The 16,821-nt window shown below is 44.8% G+C and carries 15 protein-coding genes and 2 tRNA genes; 8 read left to right on the forward strand and 9 right to left on the reverse strand.

Annotated features, from left to right (window positions below; translation table 11 throughout):
- Positions 1–39 precede the first annotated feature (39 nt).
- Together KNQ14_RS13225 and KNQ14_RS13230 are read left to right on the forward strand one after the other, a co-directional pair.
- Complete coding sequence (locus KNQ14_RS13225; RefSeq protein ID WP_214861285.1) at positions 40–2,358, forward strand: YhgE/Pip domain-containing protein; 2,319 nt, start codon at positions 40–42, stop codon at positions 2,356–2,358.
- A complete protein-coding gene (locus tag KNQ14_RS13230; RefSeq protein WP_214861287.1) occupies positions 2,345–2,899 on the forward strand; it encodes a TetR/AcrR family transcriptional regulator in 555 nt (184 codons plus the stop codon). Before KNQ14_RS13225 ends, KNQ14_RS13230 begins: the two co-directional genes overlap by 14 nt.
- A 16-nt stretch (positions 2,900–2,915) precedes the next feature.
- On the opposite strand, the gene KNQ14_RS13235 is transcribed toward KNQ14_RS13230, so the two are convergent.
- On the reverse strand, positions 2,916–3,551 hold the full coding sequence (locus tag KNQ14_RS13235; RefSeq protein ID WP_058713857.1) for a sterol desaturase family protein: 636 nt from the start codon (positions 3,549–3,551) through the stop codon (positions 2,916–2,918).
- 125 nt (positions 3,552–3,676) lie between these two features.
- Between KNQ14_RS13235 and KNQ14_RS13240 the strand changes: the two genes are divergently transcribed.
- The gene (locus KNQ14_RS13240) at positions 3,677–3,955 is read left to right on the forward strand and encodes a hypothetical protein (protein WP_023467158.1); all 279 of its coding nucleotides are present in this window, start codon (positions 3,677–3,679) and stop codon (positions 3,953–3,955) included.
- Positions 3,956–3,990: 35 nt separating this feature from the next.
- On the opposite strand, the gene KNQ14_RS13245 is transcribed toward KNQ14_RS13240, so the two are convergent.
- Entirely contained in the window at positions 3,991–4,725 is a 735-nt protein-coding gene (locus KNQ14_RS13245; protein ID WP_214861289.1) for a metallophosphoesterase family protein, read from the reverse strand.
- A gap of 362 nt (positions 4,726–5,087) precedes the next feature.
- Here KNQ14_RS13245 and KNQ14_RS13250 point away from each other — a divergent pair, with 362 nt between their 5' ends.
- A complete protein-coding gene (locus KNQ14_RS13250; protein WP_029340800.1) occupies positions 5,088–6,110 on the forward strand; it encodes a PTS sugar transporter subunit IIC in 1,023 nt (340 codons plus the stop codon).
- 95 nt (positions 6,111–6,205) lie between these two features.
- Here KNQ14_RS13250 and KNQ14_RS13255 read toward each other — a convergent pair.
- Positions 6,206–6,278 (reverse strand) — tRNA-Val (locus tag KNQ14_RS13255).
- Positions 6,279–6,463: 185 nt separating this feature from the next.
- Between KNQ14_RS13255 and KNQ14_RS13260 the strand changes: the two genes are divergently transcribed.
- Positions 6,464–9,604, forward strand: a complete 3,141-nt coding sequence (locus KNQ14_RS13260; protein WP_214749711.1) for an efflux RND transporter permease subunit — start codon at positions 6,464–6,466, stop codon at positions 9,602–9,604.
- A 62-nt stretch (positions 9,605–9,666) separates the two neighbouring features.
- Here KNQ14_RS13260 and KNQ14_RS13265 read toward each other — a convergent pair whose 3' ends face one another.
- Both KNQ14_RS13265 and KNQ14_RS13270 read right to left on the reverse strand, forming a co-directional pair.
- Positions 9,667–10,143, reverse strand: a complete 477-nt coding sequence (locus tag KNQ14_RS13265) for a hypothetical protein (RefSeq protein ID WP_050678087.1) — start codon at positions 10,141–10,143, stop codon at positions 9,667–9,669.
- Positions 10,144–10,208: 65 nt separating this feature from the next.
- Positions 10,209–11,018 carry a M15 family metallopeptidase gene (locus tag KNQ14_RS13270; protein WP_214749714.1) on the reverse strand — a complete coding sequence of 270 codons (810 nt, stop codon included), beginning with the start codon at positions 11,016–11,018 and terminating at the stop codon, positions 10,209–10,211.
- 237 nt (positions 11,019–11,255) lie between these two features.
- Between KNQ14_RS13270 and KNQ14_RS13275 the strand changes: the two genes are divergently transcribed.
- Positions 11,256–11,801 (forward strand): methyltransferase family protein, encoded by a 546-nt coding sequence (locus tag KNQ14_RS13275; protein WP_023467151.1) that lies wholly within the window; start codon positions 11,256–11,258, stop codon positions 11,799–11,801.
- 16 nt (positions 11,802–11,817) lie between these two features.
- Entirely contained in the window at positions 11,818–13,305 is a 1,488-nt protein-coding gene (locus KNQ14_RS13280) for a phytoene desaturase family protein (protein ID WP_023467150.1), read from the forward strand.
- A gap of 59 nt (positions 13,306–13,364) precedes the next feature.
- On the opposite strand, the gene KNQ14_RS13285 is transcribed toward KNQ14_RS13280, so the two are convergent.
- Genes KNQ14_RS13285 through KNQ14_RS13295 form a run of 3 tightly spaced genes read right to left on the reverse strand, consistent with a single transcriptional unit; the run spans position 13,365 to position 15,949 of the window.
- A complete protein-coding gene (locus KNQ14_RS13285; RefSeq protein WP_023467149.1) occupies positions 13,365–13,931 on the reverse strand; it encodes a histidine phosphatase family protein in 567 nt (188 codons plus the stop codon).
- A 16-nt stretch (positions 13,932–13,947) separates the two neighbouring features.
- Complete coding sequence (locus KNQ14_RS13290; protein WP_023467148.1) at positions 13,948–14,598, reverse strand: response regulator transcription factor; 651 nt, start codon at positions 14,596–14,598, stop codon at positions 13,948–13,950.
- 1 nt (position 14,599) lies between these two features.
- A complete protein-coding gene (locus KNQ14_RS13295) occupies positions 14,600–15,949 on the reverse strand; it encodes a HAMP domain-containing sensor histidine kinase (protein WP_214861291.1) in 1,350 nt (449 codons plus the stop codon).
- A 152-nt stretch (positions 15,950–16,101) separates the two neighbouring features.
- On the opposite strand from KNQ14_RS13295, the gene KNQ14_RS13300 reads away from it, so the two are divergent.
- Positions 16,102–16,656: a YdhK family protein gene (locus KNQ14_RS13300; protein WP_214861293.1), complete on the forward strand. Its 555-nt coding sequence runs from the start codon at positions 16,102–16,104 to the stop codon at positions 16,654–16,656.
- Positions 16,657–16,702: 46 nt separating this feature from the next.
- Here the strand turns inward: KNQ14_RS13300 and KNQ14_RS13305 are convergent.
- A tRNA-Val gene (locus KNQ14_RS13305) sits at positions 16,703–16,775 on the reverse strand.
- Positions 16,776–16,821: the final 46 nt, after the last annotated feature.

Consider the following 16,821-nt stretch of genomic DNA (forward strand, 5'->3'; position numbering starts at 1 on the left):
TCAAATTAGTTTTGAGTTTTAGAAAGGGGATTTGTATTTATGTTTCGCTCAGAATGGAAGAAATTGAAGAGTCCGATGATGATCGTCGTCATTCTCGCCCTCATCCTCGTACCGTTTCTCTACAACTCCATCTTCTTATCTGCATTCTGGGACCCATACGGTCGTACAGAAGATATTAAGGTTGCTATCGTCAACGAAGACAAAGCAACGAAGTTTAAAGGAGAAAAAGTCGACATCGGGGATCAGTTCGTCGACAAACTCAAAAAAAATGATGATTTTGATTGGCAGTTCTTGTCTCAGGACAAAGCCGAAAAAGAACTACGCGACGGAAAAGTCTACATGACGGTTGTCATCCCGAAGAATTTCTCTAAAAATGCAACGACACTACTCGATGATCATCCAAAAAAGATTGAGTTGGAATATTACTTGAACCCAGCCAAAAACTACTCGGGCACACAAATTTCGAGTACGGCTGCCAAACAATTAAACGAAAAGATCCGTAAATCCGTGACAAAACAATACAGTAGTGCGATCTTCGGTGCGTTAAAGAAAATTGCAAACGGTATGGAAAAGGCATCGGACGGTTCTTCTAAACTAGAAGATGGCAACCACAAAACAGCGGATGGTGCTAAAACACTGGCTACGAACCTCGGAAAACTTGCGGATGGCAGTCTGACACTATCTGAAAAGCTCGGGGAAGCAAATCAAGGTTCAAAAAAACTCAGTGACGGTGTCACGACACTCGACGAAAAAACTGCTCTCTTCGCTCAAAAAACGGGTGAGTTGTCTTCTGGGTTGAACACGCTAGACGAAAATGGTGGTAAGTTGCAAGCCGGTGCCGCGCAACTAGAAGACGGAGCAACAAAACTCAGCGGTGGCTCGACACAAGTCCGTCAAGGGGCAGAGCAACTGGCTGCGGGTACGGCTCAGCTCAACGAAAAAATTCCTCAGTTGACGGACGGATTAAATCAACTGGACGAGAAAGCTCAGGCAGCTAATGCATTATTAAATCAATTGAATCAAGATGCTGCACAATCTAAACAAGATCTACGTGCGCGTCGAGAAGCGCTTGAAGCAAATGCCGCTCAACTAAAACAAGTTATTTCCGCTTCTGATCAATTATCAGATGAGGAGAAACAAACGTTACTTGGAACAATTGGAACGTTAGAAGAAAATATTAAAAGCCTCGCTGCGCAAGAAGGGGCAATCGATCAAAGTCTTGCTCAAGCAACCGAAGCGACGAAAAAAATCGGTCAACTTGCTGCTGGCGGTAAGCAAGTCGAGTCCGCCGTATCGCAACTGAACGCAGGTCAAGTAAAACTCGTCGACGGTGCGAAGCAAGTCGAATCTGGCGCACAACAATTAGCAAGCGGACAAAAGACATTCAATGAAAAACTCGGTCAATATACTGCAGGCGTGCATAAAGCGGCAACAGGCGGTACACAACTGGCTGACGGAGCTAATCAACTTTCAGATGGCACACACCAACTCCAAACAGGAGCTAGCGCGTTAACTAACGGGTTAGGTCAATTGGCATCTGGTTCAACTACGATTACAGACGGTATCGGTAAAACGACCGATGGGGCTTCAAAAATCGCGGATGCCAATACGAAACTTGAAGATGGGGCTAAAACGTTGAAGGACGAGCTTAGCAAAGGAGCTAAAGACGCCACTGTCAAGCCCACGAAAGAGCGGGACAATATGCTCGCAGAACCTGTCGTCTTAAAAGAACATGACTATTCGACGGTCAACAACTACGGTTCTGGTTTATCAGCTTACATCCTTAGTATCGCCTTATTCGCAGGTGCCTTGATGTTCTCGTCTGTCTACCAGATTCGTCCAGAACATGGCGAGAGTCTGACATGGCGATTCCTCGTCGGTAAATTATCACTCATCTTACCGATCGGCGCATTACAAGGTGTCGCAGCAGCTACGGCCATCGTCTATGTTCTCGATTCTGATGTCGCGAGCGTTCCTGCACTCTACGGATTCGCTGCCTTAACAGGTATGACGTTCATCACGATTCTGTTCACGCTCGCGATGCTACTTGGTCGCGTCGGACAATTCCTTGCCTTCCTACTACTTCTGCTTCAAATCGGTGGTAGTGGCGGTACGTTCCCAGTCGAGATGACGCCAAGCTTCTTCCAAGCGATTCACGCCTTCTTACCAATGACGTATTCAGTCGGTGGATTCCGTGAAGCCCTTGGACTCGGTGTGACGGACACTCTCATCTCAAATAGTCAAGTCCTCGCGACCATCCTAGTCGTCGCATTGATCATCAGCTTCGTTGGAGGGCTCGGAGCCAAGCGGATTCTACTCTCAACGAAAGTGAGACGAAAACAACATGACACAGTCTGATAAAGAAACACTGATACTAGACTCAGCGATGGCTTGCTTTTCTGAACTTGGTTATAAGGGTACGACGATCGAGCGTGTCGCCCGACGCGCTCACGTCGGAAAACCGACCGTCTACCAACTGTTTGAAAGTAAACTCAACTTGTTCGAATCGCTCGTAACCCGTGTGCTGCAAGAGATGAAAGAAGAAGCAGAACGCGCTTACGTCGAAAATGCGACGGTAGAAGAAAATAAACAAGCAATGATCGATGCTATCGTCTATCATCAGCAACAACATTTGTTCATTCTTCAAATCATTGAAGAAACACGTAATCTCAAATTACAAGAAATGCAGGAACTACGGACACGTATCGAACGGCATGTCGTCGAATATCTTAAAACGCTCCTTGAGACTCGCCTTGGACAAAATGATCGTGACGTACCAGTAGATGTCACAGCATTTCTGATTTTCCGGACGTATATCGCATTGATTGCCGAATGGCCATCGATTGCGCATCCACTTGAGCTCGATACGATTCGTCGTGCCATGCTACGTATTTTATGAATCAAAAAACCGCCGGTCAGTGGATCGGCGGTTTTTCATATTCTCGATTCTTTTCTAAATTCCGTGCCGTTTGACTAGAAGTAACTGTTTTTTCATCCTTCAAAGTACCAAATAACCAATCTCCCACCGGATTCGATACACCAAACCAATAGTGTTCATTTTTGAAATGATGTAACAGATGCGTCTTTTTCATCCATTTCCCAAAGCGTGTTCTCGGTTTCAGCGGAACGTGTGCCACGTAATGTTTCCATTCATACACAAGCAACATGACGATCAATCCACTCGCGGCTGCAGCTGTCGAAACGACAGATTGCGTCAGAAAATAGGTCAGCGCCGCAAAGAAACCAAGATTCGGCAAGGAATACCAGACCGGTAAAAACAACAGATGCAGTTCATTCGGATGCGCATGATGATCGTAATGAAGTCGTTTCAATAATTTTCGTCCAAGCACATTTTTAGGCGGTGGTAAATGGAACAAAAAACGATGCGTCAAATATTCACTGAAACTAAAGACGATCAATCCAAGACAAAAGAACAGTAAAATTGACCAATGAAACGGCTGAGCAAGGACATAACTACTGACCGCAATCAGTAATACGAGCATGATCAAAATATCCGGAAACAGAAAAAAACGACGATAGATATTTAACATAGGTGCCTTCCCCTTTCTCTTTCGTTACAGCATATAATCGTACGTTCATCGATTCGTCACGTTTTTTACTTCAAGTCGTGTAATCATTCTCGCTTCCTCCCTTATACTAAATAGAGAATGGAGTGATGATCACTTTGAGTTTATCGACCGGAATCATCTTCGTGTTACTCGCCTATACACTCATGTCGCTTTACGACATGTGGCAGGTATACCGGATAACGAGCAAACTTTGGATGTTTGTATTGTTTCTTGCAACATTAATCAGTCTCATCGTTGCCTTTTTTGTGGCCCCTGTCCTTGCTCTATTCTTTTACTGGTCACGCCATCCATTGAAACGAAACATCGGTATCGTATTACTGATTGTCGTATGTCTCATCTCAATCATGACAAAACTGTCGTCTTGATTGAATTCCTTCATGAACTACTCATGAAGGTTTTTTCATGTTCTACTACCGAAGAAGAGTCGGCGCATCAACTCACGTTCCGGCATCTCCGTCGTATTGAGGACGTCTAAAAATGGTCGATCATCATATGAAAGCTTCAGGATTTCTGAACGGACTTGATCCTTCTCCCAATCAATAATTGCTACTGGAGCAATAGCTGTTTGCTGACATCCAAGTGCACCTGGATTAATAAAGAGCGTTTGCTCTGTCTCGACTTGTTGCGCTGGATGATGGTGACCGAAACCAATGATCCGCGCCTCACTTCCAGCAAACAAGACGGATAAGTTGTCTTTCGTTCCATCCACTGTTTGCTTTAAGGGTTCTTCACCAATCTTCTTCGTCTGATCGGCATAAGCATAGTGCGTCAGGTGCATCGATTGTTCCTGATGCATGACATTTAAAACACGCGGTAAACGTTCCAAATACTTTTTATTTTCTTGTGTCAACGTATCCGCGATCCATTGGTGGTGCTCTTTCGCATGGCGGTAACTATCGGGATAGGTCTCCCCATGGATTAAAGCAAGGACACATTCATCATGGTTCCCAGAAATCGTTTGAATATCAGGTCGTTGCTTCAATAGATCAATGACTTCATTATGTTCTGGTCCAATGCCGACAAGATCACCGAGACAATAGACGGCATCGATATCTGATTGTTGATCAAGATAGGACAAAACCGCACGCAAAGCTGATGCATTGCCGTGAATATCTGTAAAAAGCATCACTTTCATGTAAACGCCTCCATTGTTGGTACATTAGGATTTCCAGATGATACCGTGAATTCCTGTCAGATTTCAGGAAAAAATAAATTGTCAGAAAATATTGATTATTACCCAAGAGCATGTTAGGCTTAGAAAAATTCACAGAGAGGGGCACGATCAAATGATTCCGACGCAACAGCCATTTAACCAAGTCGGTCGACTGATTATTCTATGCATGAGGGACTGAAAACTTTTCCGATGATGAAACGGAAATGATTTTTGGGCCCTTCTTTCGATGCATCGAATGAGGCGCCCGCACAGAATGAGTGGCGCCTATCCCAAAAACGGATAGGCTTTTTTCATGGCAAAAAATAGAGATAGATAGAGAGAGGATGACAACGTTGAAAGAATATGCGATGGATCGAATGGTAAAAGTATCAGCTGGAATGGCAAATGCCGTTCTTGTAACACTCGGTGTCGGACTCCTGATTGAGACACTCGGAAATCTTCTACATATCCAAATGCTACTGACGATTGGTGGTGTCGCAAAAGTACTACTCGCCCCTGCACTTGGTGCCGGTATTGCCTTTCAGCTCGGAGGAAATACACTTGTCCTGTTCAGCGCGATGATCGCAGCGACGATCGGTGGTGCCGCTCTTCAATCAACTGCTTCTGGACTCGTTCTTGTACCCGGTCAGCCGATCAGTGCGTTACTCGCAGCTGCCGTCGCTGTATACGTCGGAAAACGTATGACTGGAAAAACGAAATTTGACATGATGGTCATCCCGATGAGTGCTGTCCTTGCTGGCGGCGTGACTGGAATCGGTGCTGCTGCCGTCACGACACCACTCCTTACAAAATTCAGTGCCATGATCACAGCATCCGTTGAATCATCTCCAATCGCAACTTCTCTTGTCATCGCACTCATCTTTAGTGTCTTATTGATGTCTCCTGCTTCGTCCGCTGCACTCGCTATCGCTTTGCAACTTGATCCTGTAGCAAGTGCCGCTGCGCTGATTGGCTGTTCCGCTCAATTCGTCGGCTTCACGTTGATGGCATACCGTCAGACGGATCCAGGTGGTTTGATTGCTTCATTCTTTGTAACACCTAAAGTACAATTCCCGAATATCGTTAAAAATCCTCGTCTGGTCGTTGCACCGTTTCTCGCAGCGATGATTTCAGCTCCTGTCGCGACGCTTCTTCTCTCTTTGAAAGTACCGTACGAACTCGCAGGACTTGGATTAAATTCGATGATTGCCCCACTCAATATCTTCGTCAACCAAGGTCCTCAGGCGTTCCTCGTCTTCTTCTTGACTGGTGTCGTTCTACCTGGCGTCTTGACGCTCGTCTTCTATCGATTGACGACCGTCGCAGGGTGGACGAAGCGTGGCGATCTTCACCTCGAAATTCAATAAAACAATTTACCTCCCTTCCAACTATTCCTGATTGATTTCGGGAATAGTTTTTTAACGCAAAAAAATCGCTCCTTCGAAAAGGAACGATTTCGGTATGATTCTGACTGGGCTCGAACCAGCGACCTCTACCCTGTCAAGGTAGCGCTCTCCCAGCTGAGCTACAGAATCATGCTGTGTTGTTACTGGGTATGTTTTTATTATAGCAGCATATCGAAAAGTGTAAAGCCTTTTTAACAAAAAAATTCATCTTTTTTCAAAAAGATCTTTTTAAATAAAAACAGTTTTAAAGTTGCGGGTTCTATGAGTGTCCTCTACTATGTAAATAAGCACATATAAAAGAAAGGAGCGTTCATATGAACTTTTTAACTCGATTTAGTTTGAAGAACTCGGTTGCTGTCTTCATCATTGCAATCCTATTGATTTTAGGAGGCGTGTATTCCTTCTCACAATTAAAAGTCGATCAGTTCCCAGAAATCGAGTTTCCTCAGATTTCAATCGAAGCGGTTTACCCTGGTGCATCACCTGACGATGTCGATAAACAAGTCGTCTCAAAGCTTGAAACTTCCCTTAAAGGAATTGAAGGGGCTACCAAGCTAACAAGCTCTTCTTATGAAAGTATCGGTATCTTAAACATCGAATTCCCATTCGATACTGATATGGATAAGGTCGAACAACAAATCGATGCTGCCATCCAAGATGCGAATCTACCGGAGGAAGCAACGACGAAATTAAATCGTCTGTCCTTTGGATCGTTCCCGATCTATAATATCTCTTTCTTTAGCAAAGATGGCAAAGACATCGAAAAAATTCTAAAGGAAGATATCGAACCTGAACTTAATAAGATTCCAGGCATCAACAGCGTGTCGGTTGGTGGCTATAAGGATGATCTCGTTCAAATCACCGTCGATAAGGAGAAAGCGACGGAAGCGGGTCTCTCGCTCTCAAGCATCAAGGAACAAATCAATGGAAAGTATGTCTCGTTCCCATCTGGTCAGCTATCAGAAAACGATTCGAAAATTCCGATTCGTGTTGAGGAAAAATTAGAAAATCTAGATAAACTAAAAAATCTACAATTGACACCTGCTGCAGGTGCGGCTAGTTCATCAAGTAACGGTCAAACAGGTGGTTCATCTGCTGGCGGTCCACCACAAGGGGCAACGCAAGGACCACCAAGTACAACAGGTGGTGCAGCTGCAGATCAGGCTTCTGAACCTGTAGAACCGATTCGCCTAGAGGATATCGCAAAAATCGAAGCCGTCTCACAACAAAGTGAAAAAACACGTTACGATTTAAAAGATTCCTTATCGATGGCGATCACGAAAAAACAAGATGCCAATACGGTCGAAATCGCAGATGAAGTCACGAAGATCCTCAATAAATATGACGACCAAGTCGACTATACGATTGGGATTGATTCAGCGAAGGATATCGAGGAGTCCGTTGCGACACTCGTCAAAGAAGGATTACTTGGTGCCCTCTTCGCATCACTCGCTGTACTCTTATTCTTGCGGAACATCCGCGCGACGATCATCGCCATCGTCTCGATTCCATTGTCATTACTCATCGCCGCTATCTTCTTGAACTGGCAAGATATCTCCCTGAACATCATGACACTTGGTGGGATGGCTGTTGCAGTCGGTCGTGTCGTCGATGATAGTATCGTTGTCATCGAGAACATCTTCCGGCGCGTCCGAAAATCCGAATCTGGTATGACGGATGAGATCATCGAACAATCGACAAAAGAGATTCTAAAAGCAATCACGTCATCGACGCTGACGACCGTCGTCGTCTTCCTACCGATTGGATTTGTCGGTGGGATTACTGGTAAGTTCTTCTTACCGTTCGCTTTGACGATTATTTTCTCATTACTTGCTTCACTACTCGTTGCGATCACGATCGTACCGATTCTCGCGAAGTTTGCCTTCAAAAAGGTACCAGCAGAAGAAAAAGAAGGCGCTCTCCAACGTTGGTATGGCAAGCTGATTGAAAAATCACTCTCGCACAAGGCGATTATCTTGGTCGTATCGTTCATCCTTCTCGGTGGTTCCCTAGCGATCGTACCGCGTCTCGGCTTTACGTTCATTCCGAACGAGGCATCGAAGACCTTGACGGCATCGCTTGAACTTCCGGCTGCGACATCACTTGAAAAAACAAGTGACGTCTCGTTTGAGATGGAAAAAATGTTTGATAAAGAAAAAGCCATTGCTGACGTGACGACTTCTGTCGGAGCGCGTGACTTCACGACAGGCTTACGTCTCGATAATAAAGCAAGTTACTTCTTGAATCTAAAAGACGGCGTAAACGTCGAGAAAACGATCAAATCACTTGAGACACAGATGGAAGACATTGCTCAAGATGAAAACGTCGATGTCAAAATCAGTGTGGCTGAACTATCGACAGGTGGTCCTCCATCGAATAACAACGTCGATGTCGACTTGTTCTCGAACGATCTCGAAGCCCTTCAAGAGGCGGCAAAACTCGTCGAGGATAACATGTCGAAAAATAATGATTTGAAATATATCACGAACAACTTCAGCGAAAAACAAAAGCAGTATCTCGTAGAAATCGATCCTGAGAAAGCAAGTGATCGTGGACTATCTGGTTTCCAGATTCTCGGTACCGTCAACGATCAAACGAAGCCAGTCACGGTCGGAACGCTCAATCTCGATAATAAGGATCAAGACGTACAATTATCTTATGAAGAAGGACTCGTCTCGAAAGAAGATCTCGAAGACGTCCAACTCTTCTCAGCAAACGGTCCTGTTGCTTTGAAAGATGTCGCGAACGTCAATGAAGTCGAGACCTTCACATCGATTCAGAAACTCGACGGAAAAGTATATGCTCGCGTATCTGGACAAGTCAAAGGAGACGACGTTCAAAACGTATCGAATGCCGTAAAAGCTGACGTCGAAAAAATCGATTTACCAGACGGTGTCTCACTGACAAGTGGTGGTGGAAATGATGATACGGTCGAAATCTTCCAATCACTCGGAATTGCGATTGTCGTTGCCATCGGACTCGTGTACCTGACAATGTTGATCACATTCGGAAAAGCTCGGATTCCGTTCATCATCTTGTCCTCTCTGATCTTTGTTCCGATTGGTTCACTCGTCACGCTCTTCCTTGCAAATGAACCATTGTCTGTCAGTGTCATGATCGGCTTCCTGATGTTGATCGGAATCGTCACCACGAACGCAATCGTTCTCGTCGACCGCATCGGTCAAAACGTCGGACGTGGTATGCCGATTCGAGAATCATTGATTGAAGCTGGTAAAACGCGATTACGCCCAATCCTGATGACCGCATTTGCAACAATCATGGCATTGGTGCCACTCGCATTAACGACTTCTTCAGGAACATTGATCTCAAAAGGTCTTGCCTTGACGGTCATCGGTGGATTAACTACCTCTACGTTGTTGACGCTCATCATCGTTCCTGTCGTCTATGAATTGTTCTTCTTCAAAAAAGCAAAAAAAGAACGTATAACTAAGTAAATGCACATCAAAAGGAGCCTATCGCGACCAAAGCGATAGGCTCCTTTTGATTCTATAAGACCTTACGACTCTAACTGTTCATCTGTTCGTTCCAATGTACCATCATGTTGCGCCACTAATCCGTCGAGAACGGATGGTTCAAATTCTTCACCGATCGCGATGATTCCTGTTTTTCCAGGTGGAATGACACCGAGTGTTCGTTTGAATGTTTCTTGGATTTCTTGATTTTCCTTCATGTCCTTCGAGCCACCAATCAGCATGCCCGTCATTGAACCAAGCAAGATGCCAAACGGTCCACCTAAGATACCGACGGCCATTCCGATCAATGAACCTTTGACGGCGCGATTCGATCCACTTAGGTCCACAGCATCTTCAAACGAAAAAGCACCATTCTCATTTCGCTTGATAACAGCAATCTGTTCGAAATCGACTTGACCTCGCGCATGATATTTCTTCAATTCACTGAACACTTGATAAGATGTCGCTTCTTCTTTGAACGTAAACGTCATGATGTGATGTTTCGCATCTTTTTTTGCCATTCGTTCCACCTCTTTCACCTGAGACGAATAACCGACTAAGTCAACATCCTCTATTTACCATGTTTTTAAGAAGTCGAAACCTTTACTGGTTTCCATGGTGCGAGATGGAAATACTCCTCCATTGTTAATCCACTGACTTTTAGACGAGCGGCAAGCGTTGCTCCGACATACCGATAGTGCCAGCTCTCATACGTATAACCCGTCCAAGATTCTTTACCAGATGGATAGCGGAGATGGAAACCGTAGCGGTGAGCATTCGCAAACAACCATTTTGCCTCTTTTGTTTTTGAAAAGCTAAACGTGGCGTATTTTGTTGAATCAGCGCCTCCGATATCAAACGCAAGACCTGTTTGGTGTTCACTTTTCCCAGGTTCCGCACTATACGTACTCGCCTTCTCATATCCATCACGCGCAACATATTTATCAAACAACGTTTTTTGATAGGCATAGGAGCGATATGTACTAAACGCAACGAGCGTAATCCCCGCTTTTTTAGCCGCTACACGCATTTTCTCAAACGCAGCTCTTGCTTGTTGATTCTCACCAGGAGCGTACGTCGAGCGGAGCGCTAAGTTCTTATTCGCGATGAGGGTCTTACCGATCCGTTTTCCACCGATTTGTTCATCCGTCAGTAGATACTTCGTACTCGCATAACCAATCTTCGTACCATATTGTACTTTTGACCACGTACCGACTTTTGAAAGTTCCGTCACATAGATCCCCGTCGGAATAACCGCAAGACTCGGTTGCTCGAGTGATGCCCCTTGACGTAAATGAAGGGATGTCTTGGCTTGACGATAAGAAGATGTTGATGCATCGACTGCTGGTATGTAAGTCGTCGTGGACGTAACCGTAGCTATCACTGCCAATGTCATGATGAATATCTGTTTTCTCTTCATTTTCGATTTTCACTCCATCTAATAATATTTACATTCCATATTTTAGATTAGAATACCATTCTTTTTTTCAAACATGGTTCTTTCGGAATGCTTGTCATGAAAATGAAGTATTTCTGAAGTTTTCTAGATGTAGCTTAAGGACGAATTACAATGGGTAAATAACGATGTATGCGTTTTCGAAACATGATTCTGATGTAGAAAGGAGTAGCGTACGTGTCACTTTGGGAATGGATTTTCAGTATCGGTAGCATCTGCTGGATTGGCGAGATGATTCGTTTCCGGAATCGCTCCGAGTCTAAGTCAGGCGCAGCAGAACAAGTTAGTTTTTATTTGATTTTCCTTGTCCTAAGCGGAACGATCGTCTGCGCTTTCCTCTTTGCGAATGAAACTGTTTCTTCTGTCATGCGCATCTCTTCATGCATTTTATTATGGTGTGGTGTTTCCTTACGCCTATGGGGAATTCTCCACTTAAAACAACAGTTCACTCGTCATGTCGTCGTGGCGTCTGGTGATCAGCTCGTCAGTAGCGGTCCCTATCGCTTTTTACGTCACCCGTTATACAGTGGGTTGTTGTTGATTACGATGAGCTTCCCCCTGTTCACCGGTCAGTTCGGACTTTTCATTCTCTCCGGACTTCTGATGTTCATTTTCTTGCTCTACCGGATTCGAATCGAAGAAGCGATGTTAACGAAAGGTTTTGGACCCGCCTATACGGTATGGGCTGCAAAACGAAAACGATTGATTCCATTCATCTACTAAAGGAGAAGTGATCCATTTGAAGAAACGTGCAATCGTCATTGGAGCTGGTCTTGCTGGTATGTCTGCTGCCATTCGTTTGGCTGGAGATGGTTATGCAGTCACGATGCTTGAAAAGAATGCGAACGTTGGAGGGAAACTGAATCAACGTAGTGGAAAGGGATTTACTTTCGATACAGGTCCTTCTATCTTAACGATGCCTTGGGTACTCGAACAACTCTTCTCAAGCGTTCATCGTAACTTGGATGATTACTTAGAAATCGAGCGCATTGAACCGCAATGGCGTACATTCTTTGAGGATGGAACAAAGATCGATGTCAAAGGTGACTTACCTGGAATGCTCGAAGAAGTCGAGCACGTCTCGTCACGGGCTGATTTTGTCGAATTGTTCCGGTACTCTAAACAAATGTACGACTTGTGTCTCGACAGTTTTTATAAATACAGTCTTGAAGATTTAAAGGACTTAAAAAAATACCATACGATGTCTGATTTATTAAAGATGGACCCGATGAATACCGTTGCGACCGGAACCAAAAAACATCTCAATGATCCGTATCTCGAACAGCTATTCAACTATATGGTCATGTATGTCGGTTCCAACCCATATCAGGCACCTGCTGTCTTCAATCAGATGATTTATGTTCAAATGGGTCTCGGTATCTATTATGTCAAAGGTGGGATGTATCAAATCGCGCGTGCCATGAAACGGTTACTTGATGAGCTCCGTGTCACAGTTCACCTCAACTCCCCCGTTGAACAAATCGTCCTTGAAAATAAAAAAGCGGTGGGCGTTCTATCAAACGGAACATTCCATGCAGCCGACATCGTCGTCTCAAACCTTGAGGTCATCCCGACTTACGAACGGATCGTTCCGGAGAAAAAAGCCCGGAAACAGGCAAAAAAATTACAAGCGTCGTTTGCCCCTTCCGTTTCAGGTCTTGTCCTATTGCTCGGTGTAAATCGTGAGTATCGCGGGCTGGCGCATCATAATTTCTTTTTCTCAGAAAATCCAGAGCGTGAATTCGCCCAAATGTTCAAAGAAGGTACTCCTCCAGAGGATCCAACGATTTATGTCGGTGTCTCGTCAAAATCCGACGCTTCCCAAGCTCCTGAAGGGAAGGATAACTTATTCGTCTTGACACACGTTCCACCGCTAACACTTCAAAAAGGTGAGGTCGACTGGGATGCGTACCGCGAAGTCGTTCTCGATAAACTGGAGCGGATGGGACTTCATGGACTTCGGGAATCGATCGAGTTTGAATATCGCTTTACCCCAGAGGATTTGAAAGAATTATACGGTCCAAACGGTGGATCGATTTATGGTGTCGCAGCCGATCGGAAGAAAAATGGTGGATTCAAGATTCCATCGAAGAGTGACTTGTACGAAGGACTTTATTTCGTTGGTGGGTCGACACATCCAGGCGGCGGTGTACCAATGGTCACCTTGTCCGGTCAATTAACAGCTGATTTGATCCGAAAACATGAAGGTGCTGTTCCTACGCCTTAAGATTTCTCCAATTACAAAAGAGACGGAAACTGATTCACTCATCAGTTCCGTCTCTTTTTTTACTTTGTATTCGTCAAAAGTGGTACGACATGAATGTCCGCCTTTTCTCCTAATCTCACATCCATTCGACATACGGCTGGCATTGGTAAGGATTTCCAAAATGCGTAATCAAACGTCGAATCAAATGTTTCTAAGAGTAACACCATGATGTTTCCATGTGTTCCAAGAACGACTATTTCGTCAGGATGCTTCTCCACTAGTTCGTCGATGAATGGCCGAATGCGTTGCGACGCTTCGTTGTTCGTTTCGCCTCCATACGGATTTTCATTCGGATGTTGCCATACATATGTGACCGCTGCTTGAAAATCGTCAAGCTCTCCCGGTGCTAACAATCGCTCTCGTAGTTCCTCTACCTCAATGATTGGTTGTTGACGTGCCTCTGCAAGCGGTGCAATCGTCTCGATCGCCCGTTGATACGGGCTGCTGTAGAACCTGTCGATTGGAATTTCTTGAAACGTTTCAAGTAAACGTATCGCATCTGCTCGTCCTTTATCGGAAAGTGGCCGTTTCCGTTCATCTGGTGAATATGTCGAGTGTGCGTGCCGTACGAAATAGAGTGTCGTCATGTTTTGATTTTCCCCTTTATTGGTGTGTCCATCGGTATCCGATTCCGCGAACTGTTTCGAGATGCTGTTCAATCGGAAAACCGCAAACACGTAGTTTTTCTCTTAAATGTCTGATATGCGAGTCGATCGTCCGCTCGTCTACAGACGCTTCCGCTCCCCATAACATCGTCGTTAGTTGATCGCGTGTCCAAACACGTCGTGGAGAATCTAAAAATACACCTAACAACTCAAACTCCGTCTTCGTTAACGAAATCTTTTGTTGGAGGTAACTACAACGATAGCTTTCCCGGTCATAGGATAGACCATCATACTGTTGCTGTAATAAAACTTCCATTCGCCCGATCAGTTCCCCTTCTTGAATCGGTTTTGATATGTAATCATTCGCTCCTACTTCTCGTGTCCGAATGATGTCTTCCCGCTGATTCCGAGCCGTAACCATCAAGATTGGGATGTTAGAGTGTTCTCGAATGAGACGACAACATGTCCAGCCATCCATATCCGGCATCATGACATCTAGTAAAATCAGGTCGAATACGTGCTGACGGCAGAGATCAAGAGCTTGTTGCGCAGAATCCACAAGCTGACACGTGTACCCATACGGCTGAATATACAGTTTGAGCAGTTCAAGCATTCTTGGTTCATCATCTACGATCAATACATGCGGCATTTTATTTCTCCTTCCACTGCAGTGTCACTTGTGTTCCATATCCAAGCTGACTCTTGATGTTCAATTCTGCTCCATGTGTCTGAGCAATTGCTTCAACGATGGAGAGTCCGATTCCAGTTCCTCCATGTTTTCGAGAACGAGATGCTTCCGTTCGGTAGAGCCGTTTCGTTACATGAGGTAAAGATTCTGCAGCGATTCCTTCTCCTGTATCTTCGATTTGAATGAAAGCCCCTACTGCGTTGACACCATAACGAACGATAATTTTTCCCGACGTCGTATGTCGTCGTGCATTTTCAATGATATTCACGATCATCTGACGGAGCTGCTGAGCGTCACCCATCACTTCTAATCGCTCACCTTCTATCTCGAACGAAACATTTTCTTGTTCGATGTCCAGGCGCATCAATCGTATCACTTGATGAATCAAGTCTTCGACATCGACAGGTTTTCGTTCCATCATAAAAGCATTCGCATCAATGCGTGCTAGCCAAAATAATTGCTCAATCCATTCATTCATTTGCTGACTTTCTTCTCGAATGATCGTAATGTAGCGTTGTTGCTCATCCGGCGTCAACGTTTGGCGTTCGAGAATATCCGCGTATCCCTTTATATATGTCAATGGTGTGCGTAATTCATGAGATACGCTTGCTAAAAATTCGGATCGTTCTCGATTCAAAAAATCGAGATCCTGTTTTAATTGCTGAATCGAACGCGCCAATTGTCCCAGTTCGTCTTGTCGATCAATCGGCAACTCTCCACCTTCTCCATCTAATAGGCGTGCCGTCGCTTTTTCCATCTGAATCAACGGACGAGAGATGAGTCGGGTCGTCCAAATACTTGCCGCACCTGCTAACAATAGTGCGAGCAGACCCACTTGGAAAAACTGCTGTTTCAACGGATCAAGTACGTGATCTACGATTGCTTTAGAAGCGAACATGAAGACATGCCCCCGATGTTTCCCGTCGATGGTAATGGGACTGTCCGTCATTAAAAAGTCACGCATCGTCACGATTTTTCCTTGTTGACGGTAATCGAAATCCGTATGCTCTAGCACACTTTTCATCTCATTCGACAAAGGTCGTGACGCTTCGAGTTGTTTTCCATCTGCATCAGTGATCACCACAGTAAAAGATGAATCTGCTTCCATCATGCTGACATGGCGCATTGTCGTTTGGTCATAGGAATCGACAAGGACATCACGATGGGTATTTCCTCGGTTCAGTAAACCGTCCACTACTTCCTGCGTTCGTGTTTGAGATAACTGATAATACAACGTCCCAAACAACACACTGCCACAAATTAAAAATGCCGCAAGCACGATTCCTCCGACCGAGTATGAAATACGACGCATGACATTTCCTCCCTTTCTCTTCACTTTAGTATAGCGAAAAAAACACGATCGACGCTGACAAACAAAACTGTCACCTCATCTGCACACGATTTGCACATACGCTGGGTATAGTAAAAAAGACTAGTAAATTGTGAATTCAGGAGGATTTTAATATGAAAAAATCATTGACGTTAACCGCACTGGCTCTTAGTTCTACGCTTTGGCTCAGTGCATGCGGATCCGCTTCAAATGACGAAGGAAGCAATAGCGACTCACACGACATGTCTCATGGAGATATGATGCATTCGAGTGATGGAAAGATACCGTCTGGTCTAAAGGAAGCCAGTGATCCGACTTATCCGAAAGGAAGCAACGTCACGTTGACGACGGATCATATGGACGGTATGGACGGAGCTAAAGCAACGATTGCGGGAGCTTACGATACCGTCGTCTATGCGATTAGTTACAAACCGACTACTGGTGGAAAGATGGTGAAAAATCATAAATGGGTCATTCAGGAAGAACTCGATCCCGTTCCAACTAAGCCACTGCAAGTTGGTGATGAAACGACTGTCAAAGCGGATCATATGAAAGGTATGGATGGAGCAAAAACGACGATTGATGAAGTAAAGGAAACGACGGTCTACATGGTGAACTATGAACCGACGGACGGTGGAGAGATGGTGAAAAACCATAAATGGGTCACAGAGGATGAGATAAAGAAATAATAAAAAAAGCCCGCTTTTCCTATAAAGGAAAAGCGGGCTTTCGGTATGATTCTGACTGGGCTCGAACCAGCGACCTCTACCCTGTCAAGGTAGCGCTCTCCCAGCTGAGCTACAGAATCATGTTTGCAGTACGTTATGTACTTGCTAGGACATGTATTAATATAT

Origin of the sequence: Exiguobacterium sp. s161 (assembly GCF_018619045.1) — a bacterium.
Classification (GTDB): domain Bacteria; phylum Bacillota; class Bacilli; order Exiguobacteriales; family Exiguobacteriaceae; genus Exiguobacterium_A; species Exiguobacterium_A indicum.

Coding starts and splice junctions, on each gene's coding strand:
- KNQ14_RS13225 (WP_214861285.1), top strand. CDS start 40: ATGTTTCGCTCAGAATGGAAGAAATTGAAGAGTCCGATGATGATCGTC.
- KNQ14_RS13230 (WP_214861287.1), top strand. CDS start 2,345: ATGACACAGTCTGATAAAGAAACACTGATACTAGACTCAGCGATGGCT.
- KNQ14_RS13235 (WP_058713857.1), bottom strand. CDS start 3,551: ATGTTAAATATCTATCGTCGTTTTTTTCTGTTTCCGGATATTTTGATC.
- KNQ14_RS13240 (WP_023467158.1), top strand. CDS start 3,677: ATGATCACTTTGAGTTTATCGACCGGAATCATCTTCGTGTTACTCGCC.
- KNQ14_RS13245 (WP_214861289.1), bottom strand. CDS start 4,725: ATGAAAGTGATGCTTTTTACAGATATTCACGGCAATGCATCAGCTTTG.
- KNQ14_RS13250 (WP_029340800.1), top strand. CDS start 5,088: ATGACAACGTTGAAAGAATATGCGATGGATCGAATGGTAAAAGTATCA.
- KNQ14_RS13260 (WP_214749711.1), top strand. CDS start 6,464: ATGAACTTTTTAACTCGATTTAGTTTGAAGAACTCGGTTGCTGTCTTC.
- KNQ14_RS13265 (WP_050678087.1), bottom strand. CDS start 10,143: ATGGCAAAAAAAGATGCGAAACATCACATCATGACGTTTACGTTCAAA.
- KNQ14_RS13270 (WP_214749714.1), bottom strand. CDS start 11,018: ATGACATTGGCAGTGATAGCTACGGTTACGTCCACGACGACTTACATA.
- KNQ14_RS13285 (WP_023467149.1), bottom strand. CDS start 13,931: ATGACGACACTCTATTTCGTACGGCACGCACACTCGACATATTCACCA.
- KNQ14_RS13290 (WP_023467148.1), bottom strand. CDS start 14,598: ATGCCGCATGTATTGATCGTAGATGATGAACCAAGAATGCTTGAACTG.
- KNQ14_RS13295 (WP_214861291.1), bottom strand. CDS start 15,949: ATGCGTCGTATTTCATACTCGGTCGGAGGAATCGTGCTTGCGGCATTT.
- KNQ14_RS13300 (WP_214861293.1), top strand. CDS start 16,102: ATGAAAAAATCATTGACGTTAACCGCACTGGCTCTTAGTTCTACGCTT.